The sequence below is a fragment of the Citrobacter sp. HN-141 genome, assembly GCF_033341895.1.
Taxonomy (GTDB): domain Bacteria; phylum Pseudomonadota; class Gammaproteobacteria; order Enterobacterales; family Enterobacteriaceae; genus Citrobacter.
Genome location: NZ_JAWPBF010000028.1, coordinates 1 through 22,077, shown reverse-complemented (window position 1 = coordinate 22,077; position 22,077 = coordinate 1). Strand labels below are relative to the sequence as shown.

Annotated in this window: 23 protein-coding genes; 14 read left to right on the top strand and 9 right to left on the bottom strand. The window is 50.7% G+C overall.

The features are described 5' to 3' along the window. The first annotated feature begins 18 nt into the window (after positions 1-18). Genes RYZ59_RS22940 through RYZ59_RS22930 form a run of 3 tightly spaced genes read left to right on the top strand, consistent with a single transcriptional unit; the run spans position 19 to position 789 of the window. Complete coding sequence (locus RYZ59_RS22940) at positions 19-363, top strand: hypothetical protein (protein ID WP_203452393.1); 345 nt, start codon at positions 19-21, stop codon at positions 361-363. Further along, a complete protein-coding gene (locus tag RYZ59_RS22935) occupies positions 356-550 on the top strand; it encodes a hypothetical protein (protein ID WP_016156723.1) in 195 nt (64 codons plus the stop codon). The genes RYZ59_RS22940 and RYZ59_RS22935 overlap by 8 nt, the downstream gene beginning before the upstream one ends. Continuing rightward, positions 547-789 (top strand): DUF4060 family protein, encoded by a 243-nt coding sequence (locus RYZ59_RS22930; RefSeq protein ID WP_116359995.1) that lies wholly within the window; start codon positions 547-549, stop codon positions 787-789. The genes RYZ59_RS22935 and RYZ59_RS22930 overlap by 4 nt, the downstream gene beginning before the upstream one ends. A 218-nt stretch (positions 790-1,007) precedes the next feature. Here the strand turns inward: RYZ59_RS22930 and RYZ59_RS22925 are convergent, their stop codons facing one another. Further along, the gene (locus RYZ59_RS22925; protein ID WP_052463782.1) at positions 1,008-2,237 is read right to left on the bottom strand and encodes a tyrosine-type recombinase/integrase; all 1,230 of its coding nucleotides are present in this window, start codon (positions 2,235-2,237) and stop codon (positions 1,008-1,010) included. A gap of 134 nt (positions 2,238-2,371) precedes the next feature. Between RYZ59_RS22925 and sapC the strand changes: the two genes are divergently transcribed. From sapC to sapF, 3 genes are read left to right on the top strand one after another with little or no spacing between them, the layout of a single operon-like run. Beyond that, on the top strand, positions 2,372-3,262 hold the full coding sequence (gene sapC, locus RYZ59_RS22920) for a peptide ABC transporter permease SapC (protein ID WP_005126480.1): 891 nt from the start codon (positions 2,372-2,374) through the stop codon (positions 3,260-3,262). Beyond that, on the top strand, positions 3,262-4,254 hold the full coding sequence (gene sapD, locus RYZ59_RS22915; RefSeq protein ID WP_003020556.1) for a peptide ABC transporter ATP-binding protein SapD: 993 nt from the start codon (positions 3,262-3,264) through the stop codon (positions 4,252-4,254). Before sapC ends, sapD begins: the two co-directional genes overlap by 1 nt. A gap of 1 nt (position 4,255) precedes the next feature. Continuing rightward, positions 4,256-5,062 (top strand): peptide ABC transporter ATP-binding protein SapF, encoded by an 807-nt coding sequence (gene sapF / locus RYZ59_RS22910; protein WP_005126478.1) that lies wholly within the window; start codon positions 4,256-4,258, stop codon positions 5,060-5,062. Positions 5,063-5,106: 44 nt separating this feature from the next. On the opposite strand, the gene RYZ59_RS22905 is transcribed toward sapF, so the two are convergent. Continuing rightward, positions 5,107-5,796: an EAL domain-containing protein gene (locus tag RYZ59_RS22905; RefSeq protein WP_202038528.1), complete on the bottom strand. Its 690-nt coding sequence runs from the start codon at positions 5,794-5,796 to the stop codon at positions 5,107-5,109. A gap of 511 nt (positions 5,797-6,307) precedes the next feature. Between RYZ59_RS22905 and fabI the strand changes: the two genes are divergently transcribed. The 7 genes from fabI (at position 6,308) to osmB (ending at position 14,447) form a co-directional block, all read left to right on the top strand. After that, the gene (gene fabI / locus RYZ59_RS22900; RefSeq protein WP_005126472.1) at positions 6,308-7,096 is read left to right on the top strand and encodes an enoyl-ACP reductase FabI; all 789 of its coding nucleotides are present in this window, start codon (positions 6,308-6,310) and stop codon (positions 7,094-7,096) included. 216 nt (positions 7,097-7,312) lie between these two features. Further along, entirely contained in the window at positions 7,313-8,458 is a 1,146-nt protein-coding gene (locus RYZ59_RS22895) for a CMD domain-containing protein (protein ID WP_318050886.1), read from the top strand. Positions 8,459-8,547: 89 nt separating this feature from the next. Continuing rightward, positions 8,548-10,482 carry an exoribonuclease II gene (locus tag RYZ59_RS22890; protein WP_318050885.1) on the top strand — a complete coding sequence of 645 codons (1,935 nt, stop codon included), beginning with the start codon at positions 8,548-8,550 and terminating at the stop codon, positions 10,480-10,482. A gap of 262 nt (positions 10,483-10,744) precedes the next feature. Beyond that, positions 10,745-12,736: a cyclic di-GMP phosphodiesterase gene (gene pdeR / locus RYZ59_RS22885; RefSeq protein ID WP_202038525.1), complete on the top strand. Its 1,992-nt coding sequence runs from the start codon at positions 10,745-10,747 to the stop codon at positions 12,734-12,736. Between the two features lie 194 nt (positions 12,737-12,930). Continuing rightward, positions 12,931-13,113, top strand: coding sequence for a hypothetical protein (locus RYZ59_RS22880; RefSeq protein ID WP_202038524.1), 183 nt, complete (start codon positions 12,931-12,933; stop codon positions 13,111-13,113). 96 nt (positions 13,114-13,209) lie between these two features. Then, the gene (locus tag RYZ59_RS22875; protein WP_318050883.1) at positions 13,210-13,962 is read left to right on the top strand and encodes a DNA-binding transcriptional regulator YciT; all 753 of its coding nucleotides are present in this window, start codon (positions 13,210-13,212) and stop codon (positions 13,960-13,962) included. A gap of 266 nt (positions 13,963-14,228) precedes the next feature. After that, the gene (gene osmB / locus RYZ59_RS22870; RefSeq protein WP_003020583.1) at positions 14,229-14,447 is read left to right on the top strand and encodes an osmotically-inducible lipoprotein OsmB; all 219 of its coding nucleotides are present in this window, start codon (positions 14,229-14,231) and stop codon (positions 14,445-14,447) included. A 91-nt stretch (positions 14,448-14,538) separates the two neighbouring features. On the opposite strand, the gene yciH is transcribed toward osmB, so the two are convergent. The 5 genes from yciH to pgpB all read right to left on the bottom strand — a co-directional run bounded on the left by yciH (position 14,539) and on the right by pgpB (position 18,191). After that, on the bottom strand, positions 14,539-14,865 hold the full coding sequence (gene yciH / locus RYZ59_RS22865; RefSeq protein ID WP_318050881.1) for a stress response translation initiation inhibitor YciH: 327 nt from the start codon (positions 14,863-14,865) through the stop codon (positions 14,539-14,541). Beyond that, positions 14,866-15,603, bottom strand: a complete 738-nt coding sequence (pyrF, locus tag RYZ59_RS22860; RefSeq protein WP_318050879.1) for an orotidine-5'-phosphate decarboxylase — start codon at positions 15,601-15,603, stop codon at positions 14,866-14,868. 189 nt (positions 15,604-15,792) lie between these two features. After that, positions 15,793-16,962: a lipopolysaccharide assembly protein LapB gene (gene lapB, locus RYZ59_RS22855; protein ID WP_318050878.1), complete on the bottom strand. Its 1,170-nt coding sequence runs from the start codon at positions 16,960-16,962 to the stop codon at positions 15,793-15,795. Positions 16,963-16,968: 6 nt separating this feature from the next. Next, positions 16,969-17,277: a LapA family protein gene (locus tag RYZ59_RS22850; protein ID WP_005126452.1), complete on the bottom strand. Its 309-nt coding sequence runs from the start codon at positions 17,275-17,277 to the stop codon at positions 16,969-16,971. A 155-nt stretch (positions 17,278-17,432) separates the two neighbouring features. Continuing rightward, positions 17,433-18,191, bottom strand: a complete 759-nt coding sequence (pgpB, locus tag RYZ59_RS22845) for a phosphatidylglycerophosphatase B (RefSeq protein ID WP_202038521.1) — start codon at positions 18,189-18,191, stop codon at positions 17,433-17,435. 196 nt (positions 18,192-18,387) lie between these two features. Here pgpB and ribA point away from each other — a divergent pair, with 196 nt between their 5' ends. Next, complete coding sequence (gene ribA, locus RYZ59_RS22840) at positions 18,388-18,978, top strand: GTP cyclohydrolase II (protein ID WP_318050875.1); 591 nt, start codon at positions 18,388-18,390, stop codon at positions 18,976-18,978. Between the two features lie 54 nt (positions 18,979-19,032). Here ribA and acnA read toward each other — a convergent pair whose 3' ends face one another. Beyond that, positions 19,033-21,708, bottom strand: coding sequence for an aconitate hydratase AcnA (gene acnA / locus RYZ59_RS22835; RefSeq protein ID WP_318050873.1), 2,676 nt, complete (start codon positions 21,706-21,708; stop codon positions 19,033-19,035). A gap of 309 nt (positions 21,709-22,017) precedes the next feature. Next, positions 22,018-22,077 (bottom strand): IS1 family transposase (locus RYZ59_RS24885; RefSeq protein WP_071528444.1); only part of this gene is annotated, 60 nt, incomplete at its 5' end.

The following is a 22,077-nucleotide window of genomic DNA, read 5'->3' as shown; positions in this document are numbered from 1 at the left end:
CGCCCTCCCGGTAACGACATGAGTAAATCTTTAAACGCACGCTGCATTCGTCGCTGGAAAATTGAGTTCAAAGGCCGTTGCGATTCGAAAGTAAGTCCTTGGTGGCGCAAACACCACCTCCGCGGTTACATCCGGGAATGCGCCCTGACAACTGCCGACTGCATGGTTGAGCGTATGGCTGAGGACAACGCTCTGGTAGATTTTCAGGGTAATGGTCGAGGCTGGTCACCTGAGTTTTCAGCATGGTACAGCGAACGCCGCGCACAGTATCGGACAGAAGCTCTCACATATCTCAATCATGATGCCACCAATGACGAGATCGACGAGGAAATTCAGAACGAGCTGGAGGCCTGGAATGACTGAGCTGAATTATAACCCGGCAGACCCCGACAAAATGAAACTCCCGAAGGGTAAGACTTGCGGCGACTGCGCCCATATCCGCCGCTGTAAGACAATTTTCGGGCATACCGAAACTGATACATATTGCGATTGGTCGCCGTCCCGAGCAATTTTCCGTCAATCATCCAACCCAGATGGCGGTGAAGCATGAAACTGATTAACCGAGGCAATCAGCAATCCCCATTAGCGCGCCAGGCATGCGACATCGCGCTGGCCACTCATCACGAGCGTTACGGTGACTACGGGCGCAGCAAGATGAAGGAGACATACACGGTGAGAGTTGAAGGCGTGAAGGTCTGGGTGGAAGTGGTGAACCGTAAGGCGAGCTACGTGGCCACAGCAATGACAGGTATGCGCCGGTTGCGTGCGTTGCCGGGACAATGTAATTAAGAGGTAATATATGGATAACGCATTGCAGGCAGACGCTATTTTAATAACAAATGAAGTTTTGTCCCGGTATAAGATATCGCGAAGCACACTGTATTTCTGGAGCACTCCTTCCAGGATGCCATCCTACTTTACTCAGCCATTTCCGAAACCGAGAATAAATGGCAGTCCCAAACGCTGGAGAATGTCAGACTTGCTGGCATGGGAGGAAAACGTGGGCATTAAACCAGAGGCTGACCAATCAGTTTTTCCAGATGATCCTGCCATACTGCAAGCCAATGCCGCTGATCATCCAGGTAGTCATGTAGGTTATACCGCGCCATGACGCCTGACATATGATGACCCAACAGTTTTTCTACTACGTGTGGTGGCGCGCCTAATTCGGATAGGCGCGTCGCAACCGTTCTTCTCAGGTCGTGAAGCGACCATGTTTTCATTCCATTTTTTGCAATTATCTGGGTTGAAAACATAGCTACATTTGGCTGAAGAGGTGGCCGGTCATCTTCCGGTCCTTTATATCGTGACAGCGTGACGACATGATTTGAGAGAGACGTTTCCTTTTCCTCTTTCATCATCCTGACTACAGCTTCAGGAAGAGCCCTTCTTACGGTCTTTCCGGTTTTATAATCACTTGCCGGAATTGTCCACGTATGTTCGTTGAAATCGAACCATTCCCATTTAGCTGTCCTGATCTCTGTGCTGCGGCAACCGGTCATGATGAGGAACTTCATAATCAGCTGTTGCCTTTCTTTTAGTTCTGGCAGCGTATTCCAGACGGTTTTGATTTCATCATCACTTAATTTTCTGTCCCTTACCGCAGCGGCTAAACCGACGTCAGACCGTCTCAGGCTTTCGATGGGGTTAACGCTAATCACCCCACGGTTAGAACAAAAACGAAAGGTACGTTGCATCAAACCCAGCATTTGCCCAGTAACAACTCGCCTTCCCATGCCATCGAAAAGGCTAAGCCAGTGCGCCTTGGTTGTCTGATCAACAATCATGTTCCCGAGAACCGGATTGATGTGATTCTCGAAATCACGTCGATTAACTTTTATTTTTACCAGGCCTTCAGGGATACAGTAATACTTCTCCCAGTAATCGAAGGCATCCCTGACGGTTATTGCATCAATCTTTTTCTGTTTTTCAAGCACCGCCTGGCGTCTCGGATCGAACCCCTCAGTCAGCCATGCCCTGAATTGCTGCCTTCGCTCTCTTGCCTGAGATAAAGATATGGACGGATAATCGCCGATCGTCAGCTGAACGGCCTTCCCGTTCCATCTGTAGCGGTAAAAAAATGTTATACTGCCGGAAGTGGACAATCGGATATTAAGCCCGTGAGCATCTGAGATAACTTCGATCTTGTCTCTTTTCTTGCCAAGAGCTTTTCTTAATTTTGTATCGGTAAGCAATGTGTACACTCCGGGAGAGGATATACACACCAGTGTACACATTTTACGTAAATTGATAACCTTCGAATTAAAACGAAATAAACCAATTTAAAGCGCTAGTAGGCAGTGAAGGCACACCAGCACTGGAAAATTTAAAAAGACATAAAGCATGTTCAACAAAATTAAATCGAGTACATATGCCCTACGATAGCGTATATAGCGAGAAGCGCCCGCCCGGAACGCTACGCACCGCATGGCGTAATTTTTATGGTGATGCTTCTGCGATGGTGGGTCTGTACGGTTGTGCGGGACTGGTCATTCTGTGTGTGTTTGGTGGCTGGTTTGCCCCTTACGGCATCGATCAGCAATTTCTTGGCTACCAACTGTTGCCACCATCCTGGTCACGTTATGGCGAAGTGTCATTCTTCCTCGGGACCGACGATCTGGGGCGCGACGTATTAAGCCGTCTGCTCAGCGGCGCGGCCCCGACCGTTGGCGGCGCGTTTGTCGTTACCCTCGCCGCCACACTCTGCGGTCTGTTGCTGGGCGTGGTTGCCGGGGCAACGCACGGACTACGTTCAGCGGTGCTGAACCATATTCTGGATACCCTGCTGTCAATCCCATCGCTACTGCTGGCCATTATTGTGGTGGCTTTTGCCGGGCCACATCTGACGCATGCGATGTTCGCCGTCTGGCTGGCTTTACTGCCGCGTATGGTGCGCTCCGTCTACAGCATGGTGCATGACGAGCTGGAAAAAGAGTATGTCATTGCCGCTCGTCTGGATGGCGCGAGCACGCTCAACATCCTGTGGTTCGCGATTCTGCCGAATATCACTGCCGGTCTTATCACTGAGATCACCCGAGCACTGTCAATGGCGATTCTGGATATCGCCGCCCTGGGCTTCCTTGATCTCGGCGCACAACTGCCCTCCCCAGAATGGGGTGCCATGCTCGGCGATGCGCTGGAGTTGATCTATGTTGCGCCGTGGACAGTCATGCTGCCCGGAGCGGCAATTATGATAAGTGTGCTGCTGGTAAACCTGTTAGGTGACGGCGTACGCCGCGCAATTATTGCGGGGGTGGAATAATGCCATTACTGGATATCCGCAACCTGACTATCGAGTTCAGGACCGGTGACGACTGGGTGAAAGCGGTTGACCGCGTCAGCATGACGCTAAACGAAGGTGAGATCCGTGGACTGGTCGGTGAATCGGGTTCAGGTAAAAGTTTGATCGCTAAGGCCATCTGCGGCGTCGCCAAAGATAACTGGCGCGTTACCGCGGACCGCATGCGTTTTGATGATATCGACCTGTTGCGCCTTTCCGCCCGCGAGCGACGTAAGCTGGTAGGCCATAACGTGTCCATGATCTTTCAGGAGCCGCAGTCTTGTCTGGATCCGTCCGAACGTATTGGACGCCAACTGATGCAAAACATTCCCGCCTGGACATACAAGGGGCGCTGGTGGCAACGTATTGGCTGGCGCAAACGTCGCGCGATTGAACTGCTACACCGCGTCGGGATCAAAGATCATAAAGATGCAATGCGCAGTTTCCCTTATGAACTGACCGACGGCGAGTGCCAGAAGGTCATGATCGCCATTGCACTGGCAAACCAACCTCGCCTGCTGATTGCAGATGAACCCACCAATGCGATGGAACCCACAACCCAGGCGCAAATTTTTCGTCTGCTGACCCGACTGAATCAAAACAGCAATACCACCATTTTGTTGATCAGCCATGACCTACAAATGCTCAGCCAATGGGCAGACAAAATCAACGTAATGTACTGCGGACAAACGGTGGAAACCGCGCCCAGTAAAGATTTGGTGACGATACCCCATCACCCTTATACGCAAGCGTTGATTCGCGCCATTCCTGATTTTGGTAGCGCAATGCCGCATAAAAGCCGCCTGAATACCATGCCAGGAGCAATTCCGTTGTTAGAACAGTTGCCTATCGGTTGTCGTCTGGGGCCGCGTTGCCCTTATGCGCAGCGCGAATGCATTGAAACCCCAAGACTGACCGGAGCAAAGAATCATCTCTACGCCTGTCATTTCCCCCTGAACATGGAGAGAGAGTGAGATGGTAGAAACCCTGCTCGAAGTTCGCAATCTGAGCAAAACCTTTCGCTACCGGACGGGATTATTTCGCCGCCAGACCGTCGAAGCCGTTAAACCGCTTAGCTTTACGCTGCGTGAACGCCAGACGCTCGCCATTATTGGCGAGAACGGTTCAGGCAAGTCCACGCTGGCAAAAATGCTGGCTGGGATGGTTGAGCCGAGCAGCGGCGAGCTGCTGATTGACGATCATCCGCTAAAATATGGCGATTATTCATTTCGTAGTCAGCGTATTCGTATGATTTTCCAGGATCCGTCCACGTCGCTTAATCCGCGCCAACGTATTTCGCAGATCCTCGATTTTCCGTTACGCCTGAATACCGATCTGGAGCCAGAACAGCGCCGCAAACAGATTGTGGAAACCATGCGTATGGTGGGTCTGCTACCCGATCATGTTAGCTACTATCCGCATATGCTTGCACCAGGGCAAAAACAGCGACTGGGACTTGCCCGTGCGCTGATTTTGCGCCCCAAAGTGATTATCGCCGACGAAGCGCTGGCCTCTCTGGATATGTCGATGCGATCGCAGCTCATCAACCTGATGCTGGAATTACAGGAAAAACAGGGGATTTCGTATATCTATGTGACCCAACACATTGGGATGATGAAACACATCAGCGACCAGGTGTTAGTCATGCATCAGGGCGAAGTTGTCGAGCGCGGCAGTACGGCGGATGTGCTGGCCTCTCCGCTGCATGAGCTGACTCGTCGTCTTATTGCAGGACATTTTGGCGAGGCGCTTACCGCCGATGCCTGGCGGAAAGATCGTTAATGAAATAATAGCCCACCAGGACGGGAGGGCTATCCGTTCAGTCATCAGTGACAAAACCGGGGCAAGAGTAGCGCGTCAACCTCAGAGAACGTGACTGACGGGAAAATTTCACCCTGCATCGCCCAAACGCCGGCGGTGCAGACCTCCTCGATAAGACGGGTCGTATCTACCCCCTCAACCACAACGCGGTCGCAATACCCCCTGATATTTTTAATCAACACCGGGAATATTGTTTTTTCTACCTGTGACAGGAAGAAGTCGCGATCCATTTTCACAACGTCAAAACGGCCGCACACCAGCGGACTCGCGCCAATACTGCCAGAGCCGAGATCGCCCAGCCACAAGGCATTTGGGCCATCACTCAGCGAATTAATCAGTAGGTTGTTCAGGCAAACTGTATTCGACAGAAAACGTTCTGAGAGTTCCAGCGCAATAAAGGGCATGGAATGCAAGGCCGACTTAATGACGGGATCGCCAATTGCTAATAGCGCCATTTCATCAATAAGGCTAAGCGTACAGAGCAGATTATTGTTCTCGAACCAATCACGCTTTTCTGCAATTAACCGAATTTGTTCCAGCATGAAATTACGTTTTTGTTCGCTACTCCATGCCGAAATGATGGAATCTGCATGTAACGGATGAACCGTCTCAGAGGTGAAGCGGGCGAGCATCTCAACACCCAGCAACTTATCTGTTGTGTCTCTCATCGGTTCCGCGATGAAATGATAGTGCATAAGACCACTCCAATTGATCATAACGTCCTGATAATGCACTTCTAATCAGAATCAATCAATAATATCGATCAATGAATCGATATTGATCGATAAAAACAATATATCATAACTAAATGAATATGGTCATATTTTTTGTTTTAAGAATGTTCTTACATTGATATGTTTTAAAACATCGACTAGAGGTCAGATCATACCATTTTAACCCTCTGACGCCTTGTACTTTCACCTTATCCCCCGGCTCTTCTCTGGTTGGATGAGGCAGAACCAGGGGGGAGTGATATACTCCTCACGTGCAATGAATAGTGACAGGCCACCAGGTGCTGACAACAATTCCCTGCCCTTTGAAATGCCGTTTACTGCTGCTCCCCGACGGGTGAATAGCAGAGAAAGATCGTGACACAAGGGGCAAAGAGTGGGATATAATTTCACACCAATTTCGAGTGACCTTGAAATTGCAATCATAACTCATTGATTGCTAAAAAAATAAGTAATGACTATAAGGATTAAAGCTATGGGTTTTCTTTCCGGTAAGCGCATTCTGGTGACCGGTCTTGCCAGTAAACTGTCCATCGCCTATGGTATCGCTCAGGCGATGCACCGCGAAGGCGCTGAACTGGCGTTCACCTACCAGAACGACAAACTGAAAGGCCGCGTGGAAGAATTTGCCGCTCAGCTGGGTTCCAACATCGTACTGCAGTGTGATGTGGCTGAAGACGCCAGCATCGACACCATGTTCGCTGAACTGGGCAAAGTCTGGCCGAAATTCGACGGTTTCGTACATTCCATCGGTTTTGCACCTGCTGACCAGCTGGATGGCGACTACGTGAATGCGGTCACCCGCGAAGGCTTTAAAATTGCTCATGACATCAGCGCATACAGCTTTGTTGCAATGGCAAAAGCATGCCGTTCCATGCTGAACCCTGGTTCTGCACTGCTGACGCTGTCCTACCTGGGTGCAGAGCGCGCGATCCCGAACTACAACGTAATGGGTCTGGCGAAAGCCTCTCTGGAAGCCAACGTTCGTTATATGGCTAACGCGATGGGTCCTGAAGGCGTACGTGTGAACGCAATCTCCGCCGGCCCAATCCGTACTCTGGCGGCTTCCGGTATCAAAGATTTCCGTAAAATGCTGGCACATTGCGAAGCGGTTACGCCGATTCGTCGTACCGTTACCATTGAAGATGTGGGCAACTCTGCGGCATTCCTGTGCTCAGACCTGTCCGCCGGTATCTCCGGTGAAGTCGTTCACGTTGACGGCGGCTTCAGCATCGCCGCAATGAACGAACTGGAACTGAAATAATCTTTCAGACATCCTCTATGGGCGACGCTCCGTCGCCCATTATTTTCCTCTCCCTTCTCCCTCGCCCGTCGCTATATATGCTTTTCTGATATTTATTATCACTTAACAATCTTTCATCACCTCATTCGCTTACGTCAGGATATCGCAGCGCAAACGATCCGGCGTACGGGTATGACGACGTATCCGGGTCGCCACTTTTTCGACCAAGGAACGCCCATGGAACAACGCCGAATTGAAGGCAAAAGCCACTGGTATCATGAGACACAATCCAGTACATATCCGCAAGATGTTCTACCGTTGGTGCCCGAAGCCGCACACGTCGAGGACCGATTTTTGCTGGATCTGGCGATACCTGCCGTTGCGCTTTTACCCTTTCAGTCCTGGTTAGAACCTGCCCGTAAACTTGCTCACCTTCTCTTCCCTGTGCATGTTGCTCTGGACTCAATGCACACGTTCAGCGCCTATGAGCGGATGAGTACCGCTTTAACCGTCGCACAGGTTTGTGGCGTACAGCGTTTATGTAATCATTATGCTGCACGTCTGGCCCCCCTTCCTGGCCCTAATTCATCCAGGGAAAGCAACCATCGACTGGCGCAAATCACCCAATATGCTCGCCAACTCGCCAGCTCTCCTGACGTCATCGGCTCACGCGATCGCCAGCATCTGGAGGCGGTTGGCCTCACGACCAGCGACACTGTTCTGATGAATCAAATCGTTGGTTTTGTCGGCTTTCAGGCCCGCGCCGTTGCGTTGTTTCAGGCCTGGTTTGGCCATCCTGTGCGCCGCATTCCAGGCCTTGATATTCAGCAATTTGCCGAGGCATCCCCCTTTAGTGCAGAAGAAGCACAGTGGCACACCGCCGACCTGCCGATTGAAAAACATCTTGCCAGCGCAGAAACACATGTCAGCCATACTCCCACTGTATTGCAAACGCTGAGGCCATTACTGCAACACTCACCTGACGAACTGGCGTTATTTAAAGCGCTTTTTACCAGCACATTACACAGCGATGAGCACTCACGGACATTTTCTCTGGCCTCGCTGCTCACATCGCGGATTAACGGTAGCGTGTCCTGCTTCAATGAGTACGCCCGCTCAGCCACTGAGCTCACTGAGATGATTACCGTACTTCGCCAGGATGAGCGCCAAATACAGCGCTGGGAGCAACGACATCCGGTTGAGCGCGTCACCCTGCAGGCGGTACAATGGCTAACCCGGGCGCCCGATCACTTTAGCGCCGCACTGCTTACCCCGCTGCTCGATCAGGGTATACCTTCAGAACAGGCAATTAACGTGCTGACCTGGAGCGGATTGTGCGGATGGCTAAATCGTTTGAAGATCGCGTTGGGCGAGACGTATTAACCGATCCACTTGCTGAAAGAGCGCTTGCTGCGACTGGCAGATTCGCGTAAAACTGTCAGCCGCTCTTTCAGCCACGAAAATAGACTATTATGCTTCAGGACAACCCGCTGCTAGCGCAGCTTAAACAGCAACTACATTCCCAGACGCCACGTGCTGAAGGGGTGGTAAAAGCCACGGAAAAAGGCTTTGGCTTCCTGGAAGTCGATGCACAAAAAAGCTATTTCATTCCACCGCCGCAGATGAAAAAAGTGATGCATGGCGACCGCATTGTGGCGGTTATCCATACGGAAAAAGATCGCGAATCTGCCGAACCGGAAGAACTGATCGAGCCGTTCCTGACGCGCTTCGTGGGCAAAGTTCAGGGTAAGAATGACCGCCTGTCCATTGTGCCGGATCATCCGCTGCTGAAAGATGCGATTCCCTGCCGCGCCGCGCGTGGCGTTGAACATGAATTTAAAGAAGGTGACTGGGCTGTAGCAGAAATGCGCCGCCACCCGTTAAAAGGCGACCGCACCTTCTACGCCGAGTTAACCCAATTTATTACCTTCGCTGACGATCACTTCGTTCCGTGGTGGGTCACACTGGCTCGCCATAATCTGGAAAAAGAAGCACCCGATGGCGTCGCCACTGAGATACTGGATGAGGGCCTGGAGCGTGAGGACTTAACCGCACTGAACTTCGTCACCATCGACAGCGCCAGTACGCAGGACATGGATGACGCGCTTTACGCCGAAGAACAAACGGATGGCAAATTACAGCTAACCGTCGCGATTGCCGATCCTACCGCCTGGATTGCTGAAGGCAGTAAGCTGGATAACATTGCAAAAATTCGTGCATTTACCAACTACCTGCCGGGGTTCAACATCCCAATGTTGCCGCGCGAGCTTTCGGACGATCTGTGTTCTCTGCGCGCTAACGAAATTCGCCCGGTTCTGGCCTGCCGCATGAGCATCACTGCTGACGGCACGATCGAAGACAATATCACTTTCTTCGCAGCAACGATTGAATCGAAAGCGAAGCTGGCCTACGACAACGTCTCTGACTGGCTTGAAGGCACGGGTGACTGGCAGCCAGAGAATGACGCAATTGCACAGCAGATCCGCCTGCTGCACCGCATTTGTCTGAGCCGTGGTGAGTGGCGCCATAATCATGCTCTGGTATTTAAAGATCGCCCGGATTACCGTTTCGTTCTCGGTGAAAAAGGTGAAGTACTGGACATCGTCGCTGAGCCGCGCCGCATCGCGAACCGCATTGTGGAAGAGTCCATGATTGCGGCGAACATTTGTGCAGCCCGCGTACTGCGCGACAAGCTGGGTTTCGGTATTTATAACGTGCATATGGGATTCGATCCGGCGAACGCAGAAGCACTGGCTGCCCTCCTGAAAACCCATGGTATGCACGTTGATGCTGAAGAGGTTCTGACGCTGGAAGGCTTCTGTAAACTGCGTCGTGAACTGGATGCGCAGCCTTCCGGTTTCCTCGACAGCCGCATCCGCCGATTCCAGTCTTACGCTGAGATCAGCACCGAGCCAGGTCCGCATTTTGGTCTGGGCCTGGAAGCTTATGCCACCTGGACCTCGCCTATCCGTAAGTATGGCGACATGATTAACCATCGCCTGCTGAAGGCCGTCATCAAAGGTGAGACCATTTCCCGCCCGCAGGATGATACGACTCTGCAGATGGCTGAACGTCGCCGCCTGAACCGCATGGCTGAACGTGATGTGGGTGACTGGCTGTATGCACGTTTTCTGAATGACAAAGCCGGTACCGACACCCGCTTTGCGGCCGAGATTATTGATGTCAGCCGTGGTGGTATGCGTGTACGTTTAATTGATAACGGCGCGGTAGCCTTTATTCCGGCCCCCTTCCTGCACGCGGTTCGTGATGAACTGGTGTGTAGCCAGGAAAGTGGTACGGTCCAGATCAAAGGTGAAGTGGTTTACAAAGTTACCGATGTCATTGACGTCACCATCGCCGAAGTGCGGATGGAAACCCGCAGCGTCATCGCACGCCCTGCCGTATAATACGCATTAACTCAACGACCTTTCTCTTTTGTGAAAGGTCGTTTTCTTTTTTCCCGCCCAATTGCCTGCCACGCACTACACTTCTTTCATCCAGTCAGATTTATTTTTTTACTATTTTCCGTTCGCCAGCTTTGCTTTTTCCTGAATCTGGATTACACATAAATATATAAATAAAACAATACGTTCAGCCATCATCACCCTTTGAATTATGGCTACCCTTACTTTTGAGGCTTTATGCGCTTTAAACGGGATAGTACACATCATGAAAGACGTTCGGGAGCTGGCTACGTTGTATAGCTATGTGGGCACCCATACCCCCTACTGGCGTTTGTCAGAGGATTGCGACATCCTGCATTTCGCTATTGACGAAGCGGCAGAAACGAACCAGAACATCGAATTATCACCTGAGCAAGCCGACCGCATTCGGGAGATGACGGTCATCACGTCAAGCCTGTTAATGACACTGTCGATTGAAGACGACGATATCCCTGTTCATCTGGTTGGGCGCAAAATCAATAAACGCGAATGGGCCGGAAGTGCATCCGCCTGGGATGATACCCCCTCGGTCGCCCGTGATTTGGCACAAGGCCTTTCCTTTGCCGAACAGGTGGTCTCTGAAGCCAACTCCGTTATTGTCATCCTTGACCGCATGGGCAACATTCAGCGTTTCAATCGTCTGTGTGAGGAATATACCGGACTCAAAGAACGCGAAGTGATTGGTCAAAGTGTCTTCACGCTGTTTATGAGTCGACGCGAAGCCGCAGCCTCCAGACGCAACATCGATGTTTTCTTTCGCGAAGGTAACTCATATGAAGTCGAACGTTGGGTGAATACCTGTAAAGGTCAGCGACTGTTTCTGTTTCGCAATAAATTTGTGCACAACGGTAGCGGTAAGAACGAAATATTTCTGATCTGCTCAGGTACCGATATCACCGAAGAACGGCGTGCTCAGGAGCGCCTGAGAGTTCTGGCAAATACCGACTCCATTACCGGATTACCTAATCGGAATGCAATTCATGAACTGATCACTGAAGCCATTGAGAATGCAGGCGATACCCAGGTTGGTATTGTGTACCTCGATCTGGATAATTTCAAAAAAGTAAACGATGCCTACGGACATATGTTCGGCGATCAACTGTTGCAAAGCGTATCGCTGGCGATTCTCAGCTGTCTTGATGATAACCAGTTACTGGCCCGCTTTGGTGGCGATGAGTTTATTGTGCTCGCGACTCAAACATCTCAAGTGGCGCTGGAAGCTACGGCGTCACGTATTTTGACCCGTTTGCGCCAGCCCTTCCGAATTGGCCTGATTGAAGTTTATACCGGTTGTTCGATTGGAATTTCCCTTGCACCACAGCATGGACACGACTGCGAGAGTGTTATTCGCAATGCCGATACCGCCATGTATACCGCAAAGGAAGGCGGACGTGGACAATTCTGCGTTTTCTCTCCGGAAATGAACCAGCGAGTCTTTGAGTATCTTTGGCTCGATACCAACTTGCGTAAGGCGCTGGAAAACGATCAACTGTTGATTCATTACCAGCCGAAAATAACATGGCGTGGTGAAGTACGTAGTCTGGAGGCGCTGGTGCGCTGGCAGTCCCCTGAACGTGGCCTCATTCCTCCGCTGGAGTTTATCTCCTACGCTGAAGAATCAGGCTTGATTGTGCCGCTGGGGCGCTGGGTTATTCTCGACGTTGTTCGTCAGGTCGCAAAGTGGCGCGATAAAGGGATTAATCTGCGAGTGGCCGTGAACGTTTCTGCTCGCCAGCTTGCCGATCAGACACTGTTTACCGACCTGAAACAGGTGCTTCACGACCTCAATTTTGAATATTGCCCTATCGATGTTGAACTGACCGAGAGCAGTTTAATTGAAAACGAACAGCTGGCACTGTCCGTTATTCAGCAATTTAGCCAGCTTGGCGCACAGATCCATTTAGATGATTTTGGGACGGGTTATTCCTCGTTATCTCAACTGGCCCGTTTCCCACTTGATGCCATTAAGCTGGACCAGGCGTTCGTCAGGGATATTCATAAGCAACCCATTTCACAGTCGCTGGTGCGCGCCATTGTCGCGGTGGCGCAGGCGCTTAACCTACAGGTGATAGCTGAAGGCGTTGAAAGTACCAAAGAGGATGCCTTTTTGACCAAAAATGGCGTCAATGAACGTCAGGGTTTTTTGTTCGCCAAGCCAATGCCCGCCGCTGCGTTTGAACGTTGGTATAAGCGTCATCTGAATAAAAAATTGCGATAAGGCGACAAGAAAAGTGGAAGGGATAAACGTGAAAAATAGCCAAAAATGGACACTGCGTGATGATCATATCTGTATGTAATCACAGAATATATAATATTCTCCAATCATTCATGTTAATACTATTTTTCCCTTCTCTTTTGGCATGAATTTCTGCATCATGAAATTCAAACCATTTTGACATTAGGATGATGACCATGTCTGATATCGACGCACAACGTCTGGCCGAGCGCATTGATACCGTGCTGGATATTCTCGTTGCAGGCGATTACCACTCAGCTATCCACAATCTCGAAATTCTCAAGGCTGAACTGTTAGATACGGTCAAAGAAGATGCAGCGTCTGTGTCAAAAAAACCGAAGGCCCCGTGGGAGATCTGATGACCTCACTCACGTTATGTCGCTGTAGACATCAGATTTCAGATAACGCAGCTACCGTTTAATTTCCGATACGATATCGCTATAAAAATTAATACTATGAATTCCCGACAACAATCTATTTTGCAGATGGTGATCGATAAAGGTCAGATGAGCGTGGCCGACCTGGCTAAAATCACCGGTGTCTCCGAAGTGACGATTCGACAGGATCTGAACACCCTGGAAAAACAGAGCTACTTGCGCCGTGCGCACGGTTTTGCGGTGTCACTGAACAGTGATGATGTCGAAACGCGCATGATGACCAATTTCACCCTTAAACGTGAACTGGCCGAATTTACGGCATCGCTGGTTAATCCAGGTGAATCCGTCTTTATTGAAAATGGCAGCAGCAATGCGCTGCTGGCCAGAACGCTGGCGGAACAAAAAGATGTCACCATCATCACGGTCAGTAGCTACATCGCGCACCTGCTCAAAGAAACACCGTGTGAAGTCATTCTCCTCGGTGGGATCTATCAGAAAAAAAGCGAGAGCATGGTCGGACCGTTGACTCGCCAATTTATTCAGCAGGTACATTTCAGTAAAGCCTTTATCGGTATTGACGGCTGGCAGGCCGACACCGGCTTCACCGGGCGTGATATGATGCGTTCTGATGTGGTTAATGCGGTTCTGGAAAAAGGCGCTGAGGTGATTGTACTCACCGATAGCTCTAAATTTGAGGCCATTCATCCCTACACGCTGGGCCCGTTGGACAGATTCAGTCGCGTAGTCACGGACTCCAGACTCAGCGCCAGTGTGCAAATGCAACTTGAGCACTCGGGTTTAACCGTCAATATCATTGATGCCCACGCATAATACTTCAGCAGATGATTTGTCTACGGGCAGATCATCTTCTCTCTGAGACTTATCCGACAGTCCAATTAAGACTTTTTACCTGTCGTTAACAGGATAAAGTCGTAGAATTAATGTTAGCGATATAACAGGAGCGAACAGTCACCTCAGGATTTGATTGTAATGCCCTACGCTAAACGGTTTCGCGGAAATATCTTTAGTCGTCCTATTTTGGCGCTATCATTAAAGTGAACTGGATTCCGTGATTCAATAATTCAGGAGAAAGTATTATGTTAGTAACGAGCAAAAAAATGACCGCTGCCATTCTGGCGATTACACTGGCAATGTCTTTGAGTGCCTGCTCTAACTGGTCCAAACGTGACCGTAACACTGCGATCGGTGCTGGTGCAGGTGCGATAGGCGGTGCAGTCCTGACTGACGGCAGCACGCTGGGTACGCTGGGTGGTGCTGCAGTGGGTGGTATTATCGGCCACCAGGTGGGTAAATAATTTACGGTTGAACGGCTCGATATAATAATACGTTTACTTTTTCAGGTTTGTATTATTAGAAAAGCCACGGATGCTCTCCGTGGCTTTTTTATTAGCCGCCGGCCAGCTTAACTTTCATTCCTTTGGCTTCCAGCAGCGATTTTATCAGGTCGCGTTTATCACCCTGAATTTCAATTACGCCGTCCTTCACTGCCCCACCACAACCACATTTTTTCTTCAGCTCTGCGGCTAATTTAACCAGTGCAGCATCAGCTTGATCAATACCGGTAATCAGGCAAACGCCCTTACCTTTACGACCGCTGGTCTGGCGCTGGATGCGCACAATGCCATCACCCTTCGGACGCTCTGCTACCACTCTGGGTTCATCAATTCGCCCGGACTCCGTTGAATAAACCAGTCGAGAGTTTGAGTCGCTCATTTATGCACCTCGATTCAGAGAGGCGTTGATCGTCTTCAGCGTTTGCGCCGGATCTTCCGACTGCGTGACTGGACGACCAATCACCATGTAATCCACACCAGCGGCCTGCGCCTGCTGTGGCGTCATAATACGGCGCTGGTCACCCGCATCACTACCTTGAGGACGAATGCCTGGCGTCACCAGCTTAAATGCCTGACCAAACGCCTGCTTGAACCTCACCGCTTCATGCGCCGAGCATACTACCCCGTCCAACCCACAATGTTGTGTCAAACGCGCCAGCTTTTCAGCATGCTCAGCAGGTGACAACGTCACTCCAAGATCGACAAGGTCGCTGGCTTCCATACTGGTCAGGACCGTCACTGCAATTAACAGTGGCGCATCCTTACCAAAAGGCAGTAATGCTTCGCGGGCGGCGGTCATCATTCGAGCCCCACCGCAAGCATGCACGTTTACCATCCAGACGCCAAGGTCAGCAGCTGCCGCGACGGCATGCGCCGTGGTGTTGGGAATATCATGAAATTTCAAATCCAGAAAGACGTCGAAGCCACGCTGTTGCAGATCCCGAACCAACTGAGGTCCAAAAAGCGTGAACATCTCTTTGCCCACTTTCAAACGGCAATCACGGGGATCAATTCTGTCAACAAACGCTAATGCCTTATCACGATTTGAGTAATCCAACGCGACAACGACGGGAGAATCAGTAGCAGCACGGGAAGAAGATGAAGCAGTAAACGTCATGACCAGACCTTCTTGATGATGGGCGCACGAAAGGCGCAAAATGGGTAAACGGCGTGCATTCTACCTGTGGTAATAGAAAATTAACAGGCGCGTTTACATTTCTGCGAAGCGATGTGGCGCAGGAGCCTGAGCGCAGGGTGAAGAAAAAGAATGAAGTATGTTGTAACTAAAATGAGGTTTTTTTAAAAATTAGAGCCCGTCCAGACCGCGAATTGGCTTAATGGTTGACCAAGAGCGGCACGATGGGCAGTGCCAGTACAGCGAATACGCAGTAAACCCGCACTTCTGGCACCGATAGCGCGGCTTGCTGCGCACCTGCTCGCCAACCATATCGCGCAGGACCATCAGACTCTCTTTTGCACGTCCTTCTTCCGCTTCATTAAGGTGGTAATCCATCAGTTTATGGAACACGCGCATCGTCGGATGACGTTGCAACTGACGGGTAATATAAACCTGCGCAGTATCAGTACCCTCACGCGCCTCAAGAATATCAGCCAGCATCAACTCCGCGGCAGCACCGGTGTTTTCTTCGACCGCACGGTGTAGAAACTCCGCCCACTCATCGTTTTTACCCAGCTGTTGATAGCAGCTCTGCAGCATTTCCAGCGTTTCACTGACCAGCTCTTTATCCTGGGAGATCACGCGTTGCAGGCATTCAACGGCCTTCGCGTAATCTCCCTTCAGCATATAAACGCGCCCCATCATAATCGAGACGCGAGCACTGTTTTTGTCTGCAGCGGCTCCTTTTTTCAGCAATGCCATGGCGCGATCCATATCGTCGCTGCCCATTTGCTGTAAGGCCAGTTCACAGTAAAAATGCGCGATTTCAAGACGCTGATTATCTTTGCCGAGTTTCACCAGACGTTCTGCAACATCAATGGCTTTTTGCCATTCGCTGGTTGCCTGATAGATTTGCAGCAGTTGTTGCAATGCCCCTACACGGAAATCCGTTTCATCAGTCAGCTGATTGAACATGTCTTCCGCACGGTCATACAATCCGGCAGCCATGTAGTCACGTCCCAACTGCTGTACAGCCAACAAACGTTGCTCGTAAGTCAGCGAAGCACTTTCCATGAGGGTTTGGTGGATACGGATAGCGCGGTCGACTTCACCGCGTGAGCGGAACAGGTTTCCGAGGGTGAGATGGGCCTCAACGGTGCCGGTATCCTCTTTCAACATATCGAGGAACAGATCCACCGCTTTATCTTGTTGGTTGCTCAAGAGGAAGTTAACCCCGGCGACATAGTCACGCGAAAGGCGGTTAGCTTCATCCTGCTTTGTTTGTTGCGCACTTCTGCGACCCATATACCACCCATAGGCAGCGGCTACAGGTAAAAGCAGAAACAACAACTCCAACATAAATAATTATTCCTTCACAACCGACGAGTCGGCAGTTACCGCAACGTCGGTCGCAGGCGCAAGCTGGTTTTCCAGGCGTTTAATTTTACGTTCGGCACGCGCAAGAGACACACGAACCTTCAGCCAGAACAGGCCGCAAATTAACCAACCAATCGCAAAACCTGCAGCAAACAATACAGCAAGCAGCGTGGAGATACGATACTCACCCTGAGCTAGCAGGTAATTAAACGTAACCTGTTGATCGTTTTGCGCACCCAATGTCACCGAAATAACAAAAATCGCCAACACCAGTAAGAAAATGAGTAAATATTTCACATTACTTCCCGTTATGTGGTTTGAGCGAATAAATCGTGTACAACTTACCGCGTTAAGCCCTTTAAATTACCATTTTCACGACAAGTGCGAAACGGAAAAGCGCCTTACGCTGTATGATTTGAGGGCTAAATTTGAAAAATCAATCACGGGCTGCGTTATTGCTCACGCTGCGCTATTTCCTTTGTCTCCTGGACGGGCGGTGTCAGAGGTCCACATATTCGCTGTGCAAGCCATGTTGCCAGCGTAATCAGCAACCACGAAATCAGCGTCGCAACAACCAAATCGCGCGGCCAGTGCATGCCCAGAAGCAAACGACTGCCCATTACGCCAGTCGCCCAGATGAGTAAGAACACAATCGTCAGCGTGCGCCTGCGTGGCCATAACAACCCGACGCCCAGTAACGCCCAACTGGCGGCAAACAGGGTATGCCCGGAAGGGAAAGCAAAACCGGTTTCTTTTTGCCAGTGCTTACGTAAAAAAGGTGGAATATCCTGCTGCCCGGACAACTGCTCTTTTACTAAGTGCCCACGGTCTTTACGTTTTAAAGTGTAGAACTCATCTACCGGAACATGGTGCGTTTTTTCCAGCCACAGAACAAAGGGTCGGGGCTCCTGCACCCGCTCTTTCACCCAGGATTTCACCCCCTGGCCAATTAAGATAGCCGCCGCCAGGATCGCAAATAGCATAACTGCGGCCTTCAGACGAAATCGCAGGCACCACAAAAACCACGCACAGAGAACAACATGGGTGATAATCCCCCAGGGTTGCGTCACCGTTTCAGTTACCCAGTATAAGGATTTTAACCACCAGACATTCTGCCCAGGCTGCCAGCTCCAGCCAGATATCCATACGGAAACCGGCATAATCAATAACAGTGCTGCGCCTACAGTGGTTCGCTTGGCAATGGACAGCATTGCGTCTCCTTTCGTCGATAAGTCCCACAATCATAACTGAAAAATCCGCACACCGGGAAAATTGACAATTTTGTGCCATTCGGAAATGAATGCGTTGCTGCAATTAGGTGAACACCCTTGCCTTATGGCAAAATAGCGCAATACAGAAGCCAACAGGCGACGGCACGCACAGTGCCAGCATAATCTGGAGAATTACATGCAGCTTAAACGTGTGGCAGAAGCCAAACTGCCAACCCCCTGGGGTGATTTCCTGATGGTGGGATTTGAAGAACTGGCAACCGGACACGATCATGTCGCACTGGTTTTTGGCGATATTTCAGGCCAGACGCCTGTCCTGGCACGTGTTCATTCCGAATGTCTGACCGGCGATGCGCTGTTCAGTCTGCGTTGCGATTGTGGCTTCCAGCTGGAAGCGGCGCTTACGCATATCGCTGAAGAAGGACGTGGTATTCTGCTCTACCATCGTCAGGAAGGACGTAACATCGGCCTGCTGAATAAGATCCGCGCCTATGCGTTGCAGGATCAGGGCTATGACACCGTCGAAGCCAACCATCAGTTAGGCTTTGCGGCAGACGAGCGTGACTTTACCTTGTGTGCTGATATGTTCAAATTATTGGGCGTGGATGCAGTCCGTCTGCTGACCAATAACCCGAAGAAAGTGGAAATTCTGACCGAAGCTGGGATCAATATTGTGGAGCGTGTGCCGCTGATTGTTGGCCGTAACCCGAAGAATGAACACTATCTGGATACCAAAGCCGCTAAGATGGGACATCTGCTAAGCGAGTGACATTCTCGCTTGCTGACGATACAAAAAGCCTGCTTACGCAGGCTTTTTTATAATTTAATTCAACATATTACGAATAACATAGTGCAAAATACCATCGTTTTGGTAATAGGTCAGCTCTGTCGCGGTATCAATACGGCAGCGACACGAAATCACCTCTTTTTGCCCATCCGCGCGGACCATATTCACCGGGATAGTCGCTCCCGGTTTAATATTTTGTAAGTCCGTAATATCAATGACCTCCTCCCCGGTTAACCCCAGAGTTTTACGTGTAACCCCCTGCGGAAATTCCAGAGGCAAGATCCCCATGCCAATCAGGTTAGAACGGTGGATTCGCTCAAAGGACTCGGCGATCACGACGCGAATACCCAACAAACGCGGGCCTTTTGCAGCCCAGTCCCGGCTGGAACCCGACCCATACTCCTTACCGGCAACAATCGCCAGTGGGGTCTTCTCGTGCTGGTATTGCATGGCGGCGTCATAGATAGCCATCACGTCTGTACCCGGCAAGTGACGCGTCATCCCCCCTTCCACCCCCGGTACCATTTCGTTACGGATACGGATATTGGCAAACGTACCACGCATCATTACTTCGTGGTTTCCACGGCGAGAACCGTAGGAGTTAAAATCTTTCCGTTCAACACCGTGGTTTTGCAAATAACGCCCGGCTGGGCTATCTGGCTTGATACTCCCCGCAGGAGAAATATGATCGGTAGTGACGGAATCGCCCAGCATCGCCAGGATACGTGCACCATGGATATCCTGTACCGGGTCCGGCTTCGCCTGTATACCATCAAAGAACGGTGATAACCGGATGTAGGTTGAGTCCGACTGCCAGCCATAGGTATCTGCACGATCAACATTAATCGACTTCCATTCCGGCGTGCCTTCGAACACCTCGGCATACTCTTTATGGAACATCTCGGTAGAGACCTGTTCCACAGCACGGGCAATTTCCTGCGCACTCGGCCAGATATCTTTCAGATAGATAGGATCGCCTTTTCTGTCATGACCCAGCGGATCTTTCGTTAGATCAATATTCATATTCCCGGCCAGCGCATAAGCCACCACCAGCGGCGGAGAAGCCAGCCAGTTTGTTTTCACCAGCGGGTGGATACGCCCTTCAAAGTTACGGTTGCCGGAAAGCACCGCCCCTACCGTCAGATCGCCTTTTTTAATCGCCGTTTCAATAGGGTCAGGCAACGGGCCAGAGTTACCAATACAGGTAGTACAGCCATAACCAACAAGGTTAAAACCCAGCTCATCAAGGTACGGCGTCAGTTTTGCTTGCGCCAGGTAATCAGAAACGACTTTTGACCCAGGCGCCAGCGACGCTTTCACCCACGGCTGGCGCTTCAGACCAAGCGTGACCGCTTTTTTCGCCAGCAATCCAGCCGCCATCAGAACGCTGGGGTTGGAGGTGTTGGTACATGACGTGATCGCGGCAATCACCACTGCACCATCGGGTAGCTGATATTGATGACCGCTCATAACATAGTCGACCGGCTGACGATCTTTTTGCGAGCTATTCACTTCAAGTTCATTACTCGCGGCGAATGCTTTCGGCACATCCCCCAATGCGACACGATCCTGTGGACGCTTCGGCCCGGCCAGGCTGGCTTCCACAGTGCCCATGTCCAGCTCCAGTGAACTGGTAAACACAGGCTCATCACCTGGGTTACGCCACATCCCCTGTGCTTTCGCATAAGCACCGACTAATTCAACCTGCTCTTCGCTACGCCCGCTCAGACGCATGTACTCAAGCGTTACCCCGTCAATCGGGAAAAAGCCGCAGGTTGCGCCGTATTCCGGCGACATGTTAGCAATGGTCGCCCGGTCAGCGAGCGGCAGGCTGTCCAGCCCATCACCATAGAACTCAACAAATTTACCGACCACACCGTGTTTACGCAGCATCTGCGTAACGGTCAGTACCAGATCGGTAGCGGTGATCCCTTCGCGAAGTTTACCAACGAGTTTGAAGCCCACGACATCCGGAATCAGCATTGAAACCGGTTGCCCCAACATGGCGGCCTCTGCTTCAATCCCGCCGACACCCCAGCCCAGCACGCCGAGACCATTAATCATTGTGGTATGGGAATCGGTACCGACCAGCGTGTCGGGGTAAGCTACCCACTCGCCGTTTTGCAGCTCACTCCACACCGCTTTACCCAGGTATTCGAGGTTTACCTGGTGGCAAATTCCTGTTCCCGGTGGAACAACACTGAATCGGCTAAACGCCTGCTGCCCCCATTTCAGGAATACATAGCGCTCATGGTTGCGCTCCATTTCCAGTCGAACGTTCTCTTCAAAAGCATCATCGTCACCAAAACGATCGACCGTAACGGAGTGATCAATAACCAGATCAACAGGTGAAAGCGGGTTCACTTTTGCGGTATCCCCGCCAAGGCGTTTAACCGCTTCGCGCATGGCGGCCAGGTCGACCACCGCCGGAACGCCGGTAAAGTCCTGCATGAGAACGCGAGCGGGTCGGTAGGCAATTTCGCGATCGGCATGAGCCGTTTTCAGCCATTGCGCCAGAGCATGAATATCTTCCTCGGTAACAGAGTCACCGTCCTGCCAGCGAAGCAGGTTTTCCAGCAATACTTTTAGTGATTTAGGTAAACGGGTGATATCACCCAGTGATTTGGCAGCCAGGGGCAAACTGTAGTAGCGGTAGGTTTTATCTTTAACCTGCAATGTGTCCTTACTGGCTTCTCGTAGGGTAGACGACATAGCTCCTCCTTAAATGACAGGGTTTGATCCCCTGACTCTCCTCAGGGTTAGTATTAAAGATAACACAAACAAAATGTAACGCTTTGATAACAACTCAAATTGATAAAAGAGGAGAACGACAAAAAGGTAACGAACTATGCACGCGGCGGGGAATAAGATTGAAGTACGGTAAATGAAAGGACCCGATACATCGATGCAGCCGACAATACGCTGTTTAGATGGCGTACCACGATTGCGTGTGATTATTCATACTGAATTCAATAAGCATGTTAATACTTATTATTATAAAAAACGGGTAATGACTCCAACTTATTGATAGTGTTTTATGTTCAGATAATGCCCGATGACTTTGTCATGCAGCTCCACCGA

Coding starts and splice junctions, on each gene's coding strand:
- RYZ59_RS22935 (WP_016156723.1), top strand. CDS start 356: ATGACTGAGCTGAATTATAACCCGGCAGACCCCGACAAAATGAAACTC.
- RYZ59_RS22890 (WP_318050885.1), top strand. CDS start 8,548: ATGCTTCAGGACAACCCGCTGCTAGCGCAGCTTAAACAGCAACTACAT.
- RYZ59_RS22940 (WP_203452393.1), top strand. CDS start 19: ATGAGTAAATCTTTAAACGCACGCTGCATTCGTCGCTGGAAAATTGAG.
- RYZ59_RS22905 (WP_202038528.1), bottom strand. CDS start 5,796: ATGCACTATCATTTCATCGCGGAACCGATGAGAGACACAACAGATAAG.
- lapB (WP_318050878.1), bottom strand. CDS start 16,962: ATGTTGGAGTTGTTGTTTCTGCTTTTACCTGTAGCCGCTGCCTATGGG.
- sapD (WP_003020556.1), top strand. CDS start 3,262: ATGCCATTACTGGATATCCGCAACCTGACTATCGAGTTCAGGACCGGT.
- acnA (WP_318050873.1), bottom strand. CDS start 21,708: ATGTCGTCTACCCTACGAGAAGCCAGTAAGGACACATTGCAGGTTAAA.
- sapC (WP_005126480.1), top strand. CDS start 2,372: ATGCCCTACGATAGCGTATATAGCGAGAAGCGCCCGCCCGGAACGCTA.
- RYZ59_RS22895 (WP_318050886.1), top strand. CDS start 7,313: ATGGAACAACGCCGAATTGAAGGCAAAAGCCACTGGTATCATGAGACA.
- ribA (WP_318050875.1), top strand. CDS start 18,388: ATGCAGCTTAAACGTGTGGCAGAAGCCAAACTGCCAACCCCCTGGGGT.
- pdeR (WP_202038525.1), top strand. CDS start 10,745: ATGAAAGACGTTCGGGAGCTGGCTACGTTGTATAGCTATGTGGGCACC.
- sapF (WP_005126478.1), top strand. CDS start 4,256: ATGGTAGAAACCCTGCTCGAAGTTCGCAATCTGAGCAAAACCTTTCGC.
- RYZ59_RS22930 (WP_116359995.1), top strand. CDS start 547: ATGAAACTGATTAACCGAGGCAATCAGCAATCCCCATTAGCGCGCCAG.
- pyrF (WP_318050879.1), bottom strand. CDS start 15,603: ATGACGTTTACTGCTTCATCTTCTTCCCGTGCTGCTACTGATTCTCCC.
- fabI (WP_005126472.1), top strand. CDS start 6,308: ATGGGTTTTCTTTCCGGTAAGCGCATTCTGGTGACCGGTCTTGCCAGT.
- RYZ59_RS22875 (WP_318050883.1), top strand. CDS start 13,210: ATGAATTCCCGACAACAATCTATTTTGCAGATGGTGATCGATAAAGGT.
- pgpB (WP_202038521.1), bottom strand. CDS start 18,191: ATGCTGTCCATTGCCAAGCGAACCACTGTAGGCGCAGCACTGTTATTG.
- RYZ59_RS22880 (WP_202038524.1), top strand. CDS start 12,931: ATGTCTGATATCGACGCACAACGTCTGGCCGAGCGCATTGATACCGTG.
- RYZ59_RS22925 (WP_052463782.1), bottom strand. CDS start 2,237: ATGTGTACACTGGTGTGTATATCCTCTCCCGGAGTGTACACATTGCTT.
- osmB (WP_003020583.1), top strand. CDS start 14,229: ATGTTAGTAACGAGCAAAAAAATGACCGCTGCCATTCTGGCGATTACA.
- yciH (WP_318050881.1), bottom strand. CDS start 14,865: ATGAGCGACTCAAACTCTCGACTGGTTTATTCAACGGAGTCCGGGCGA.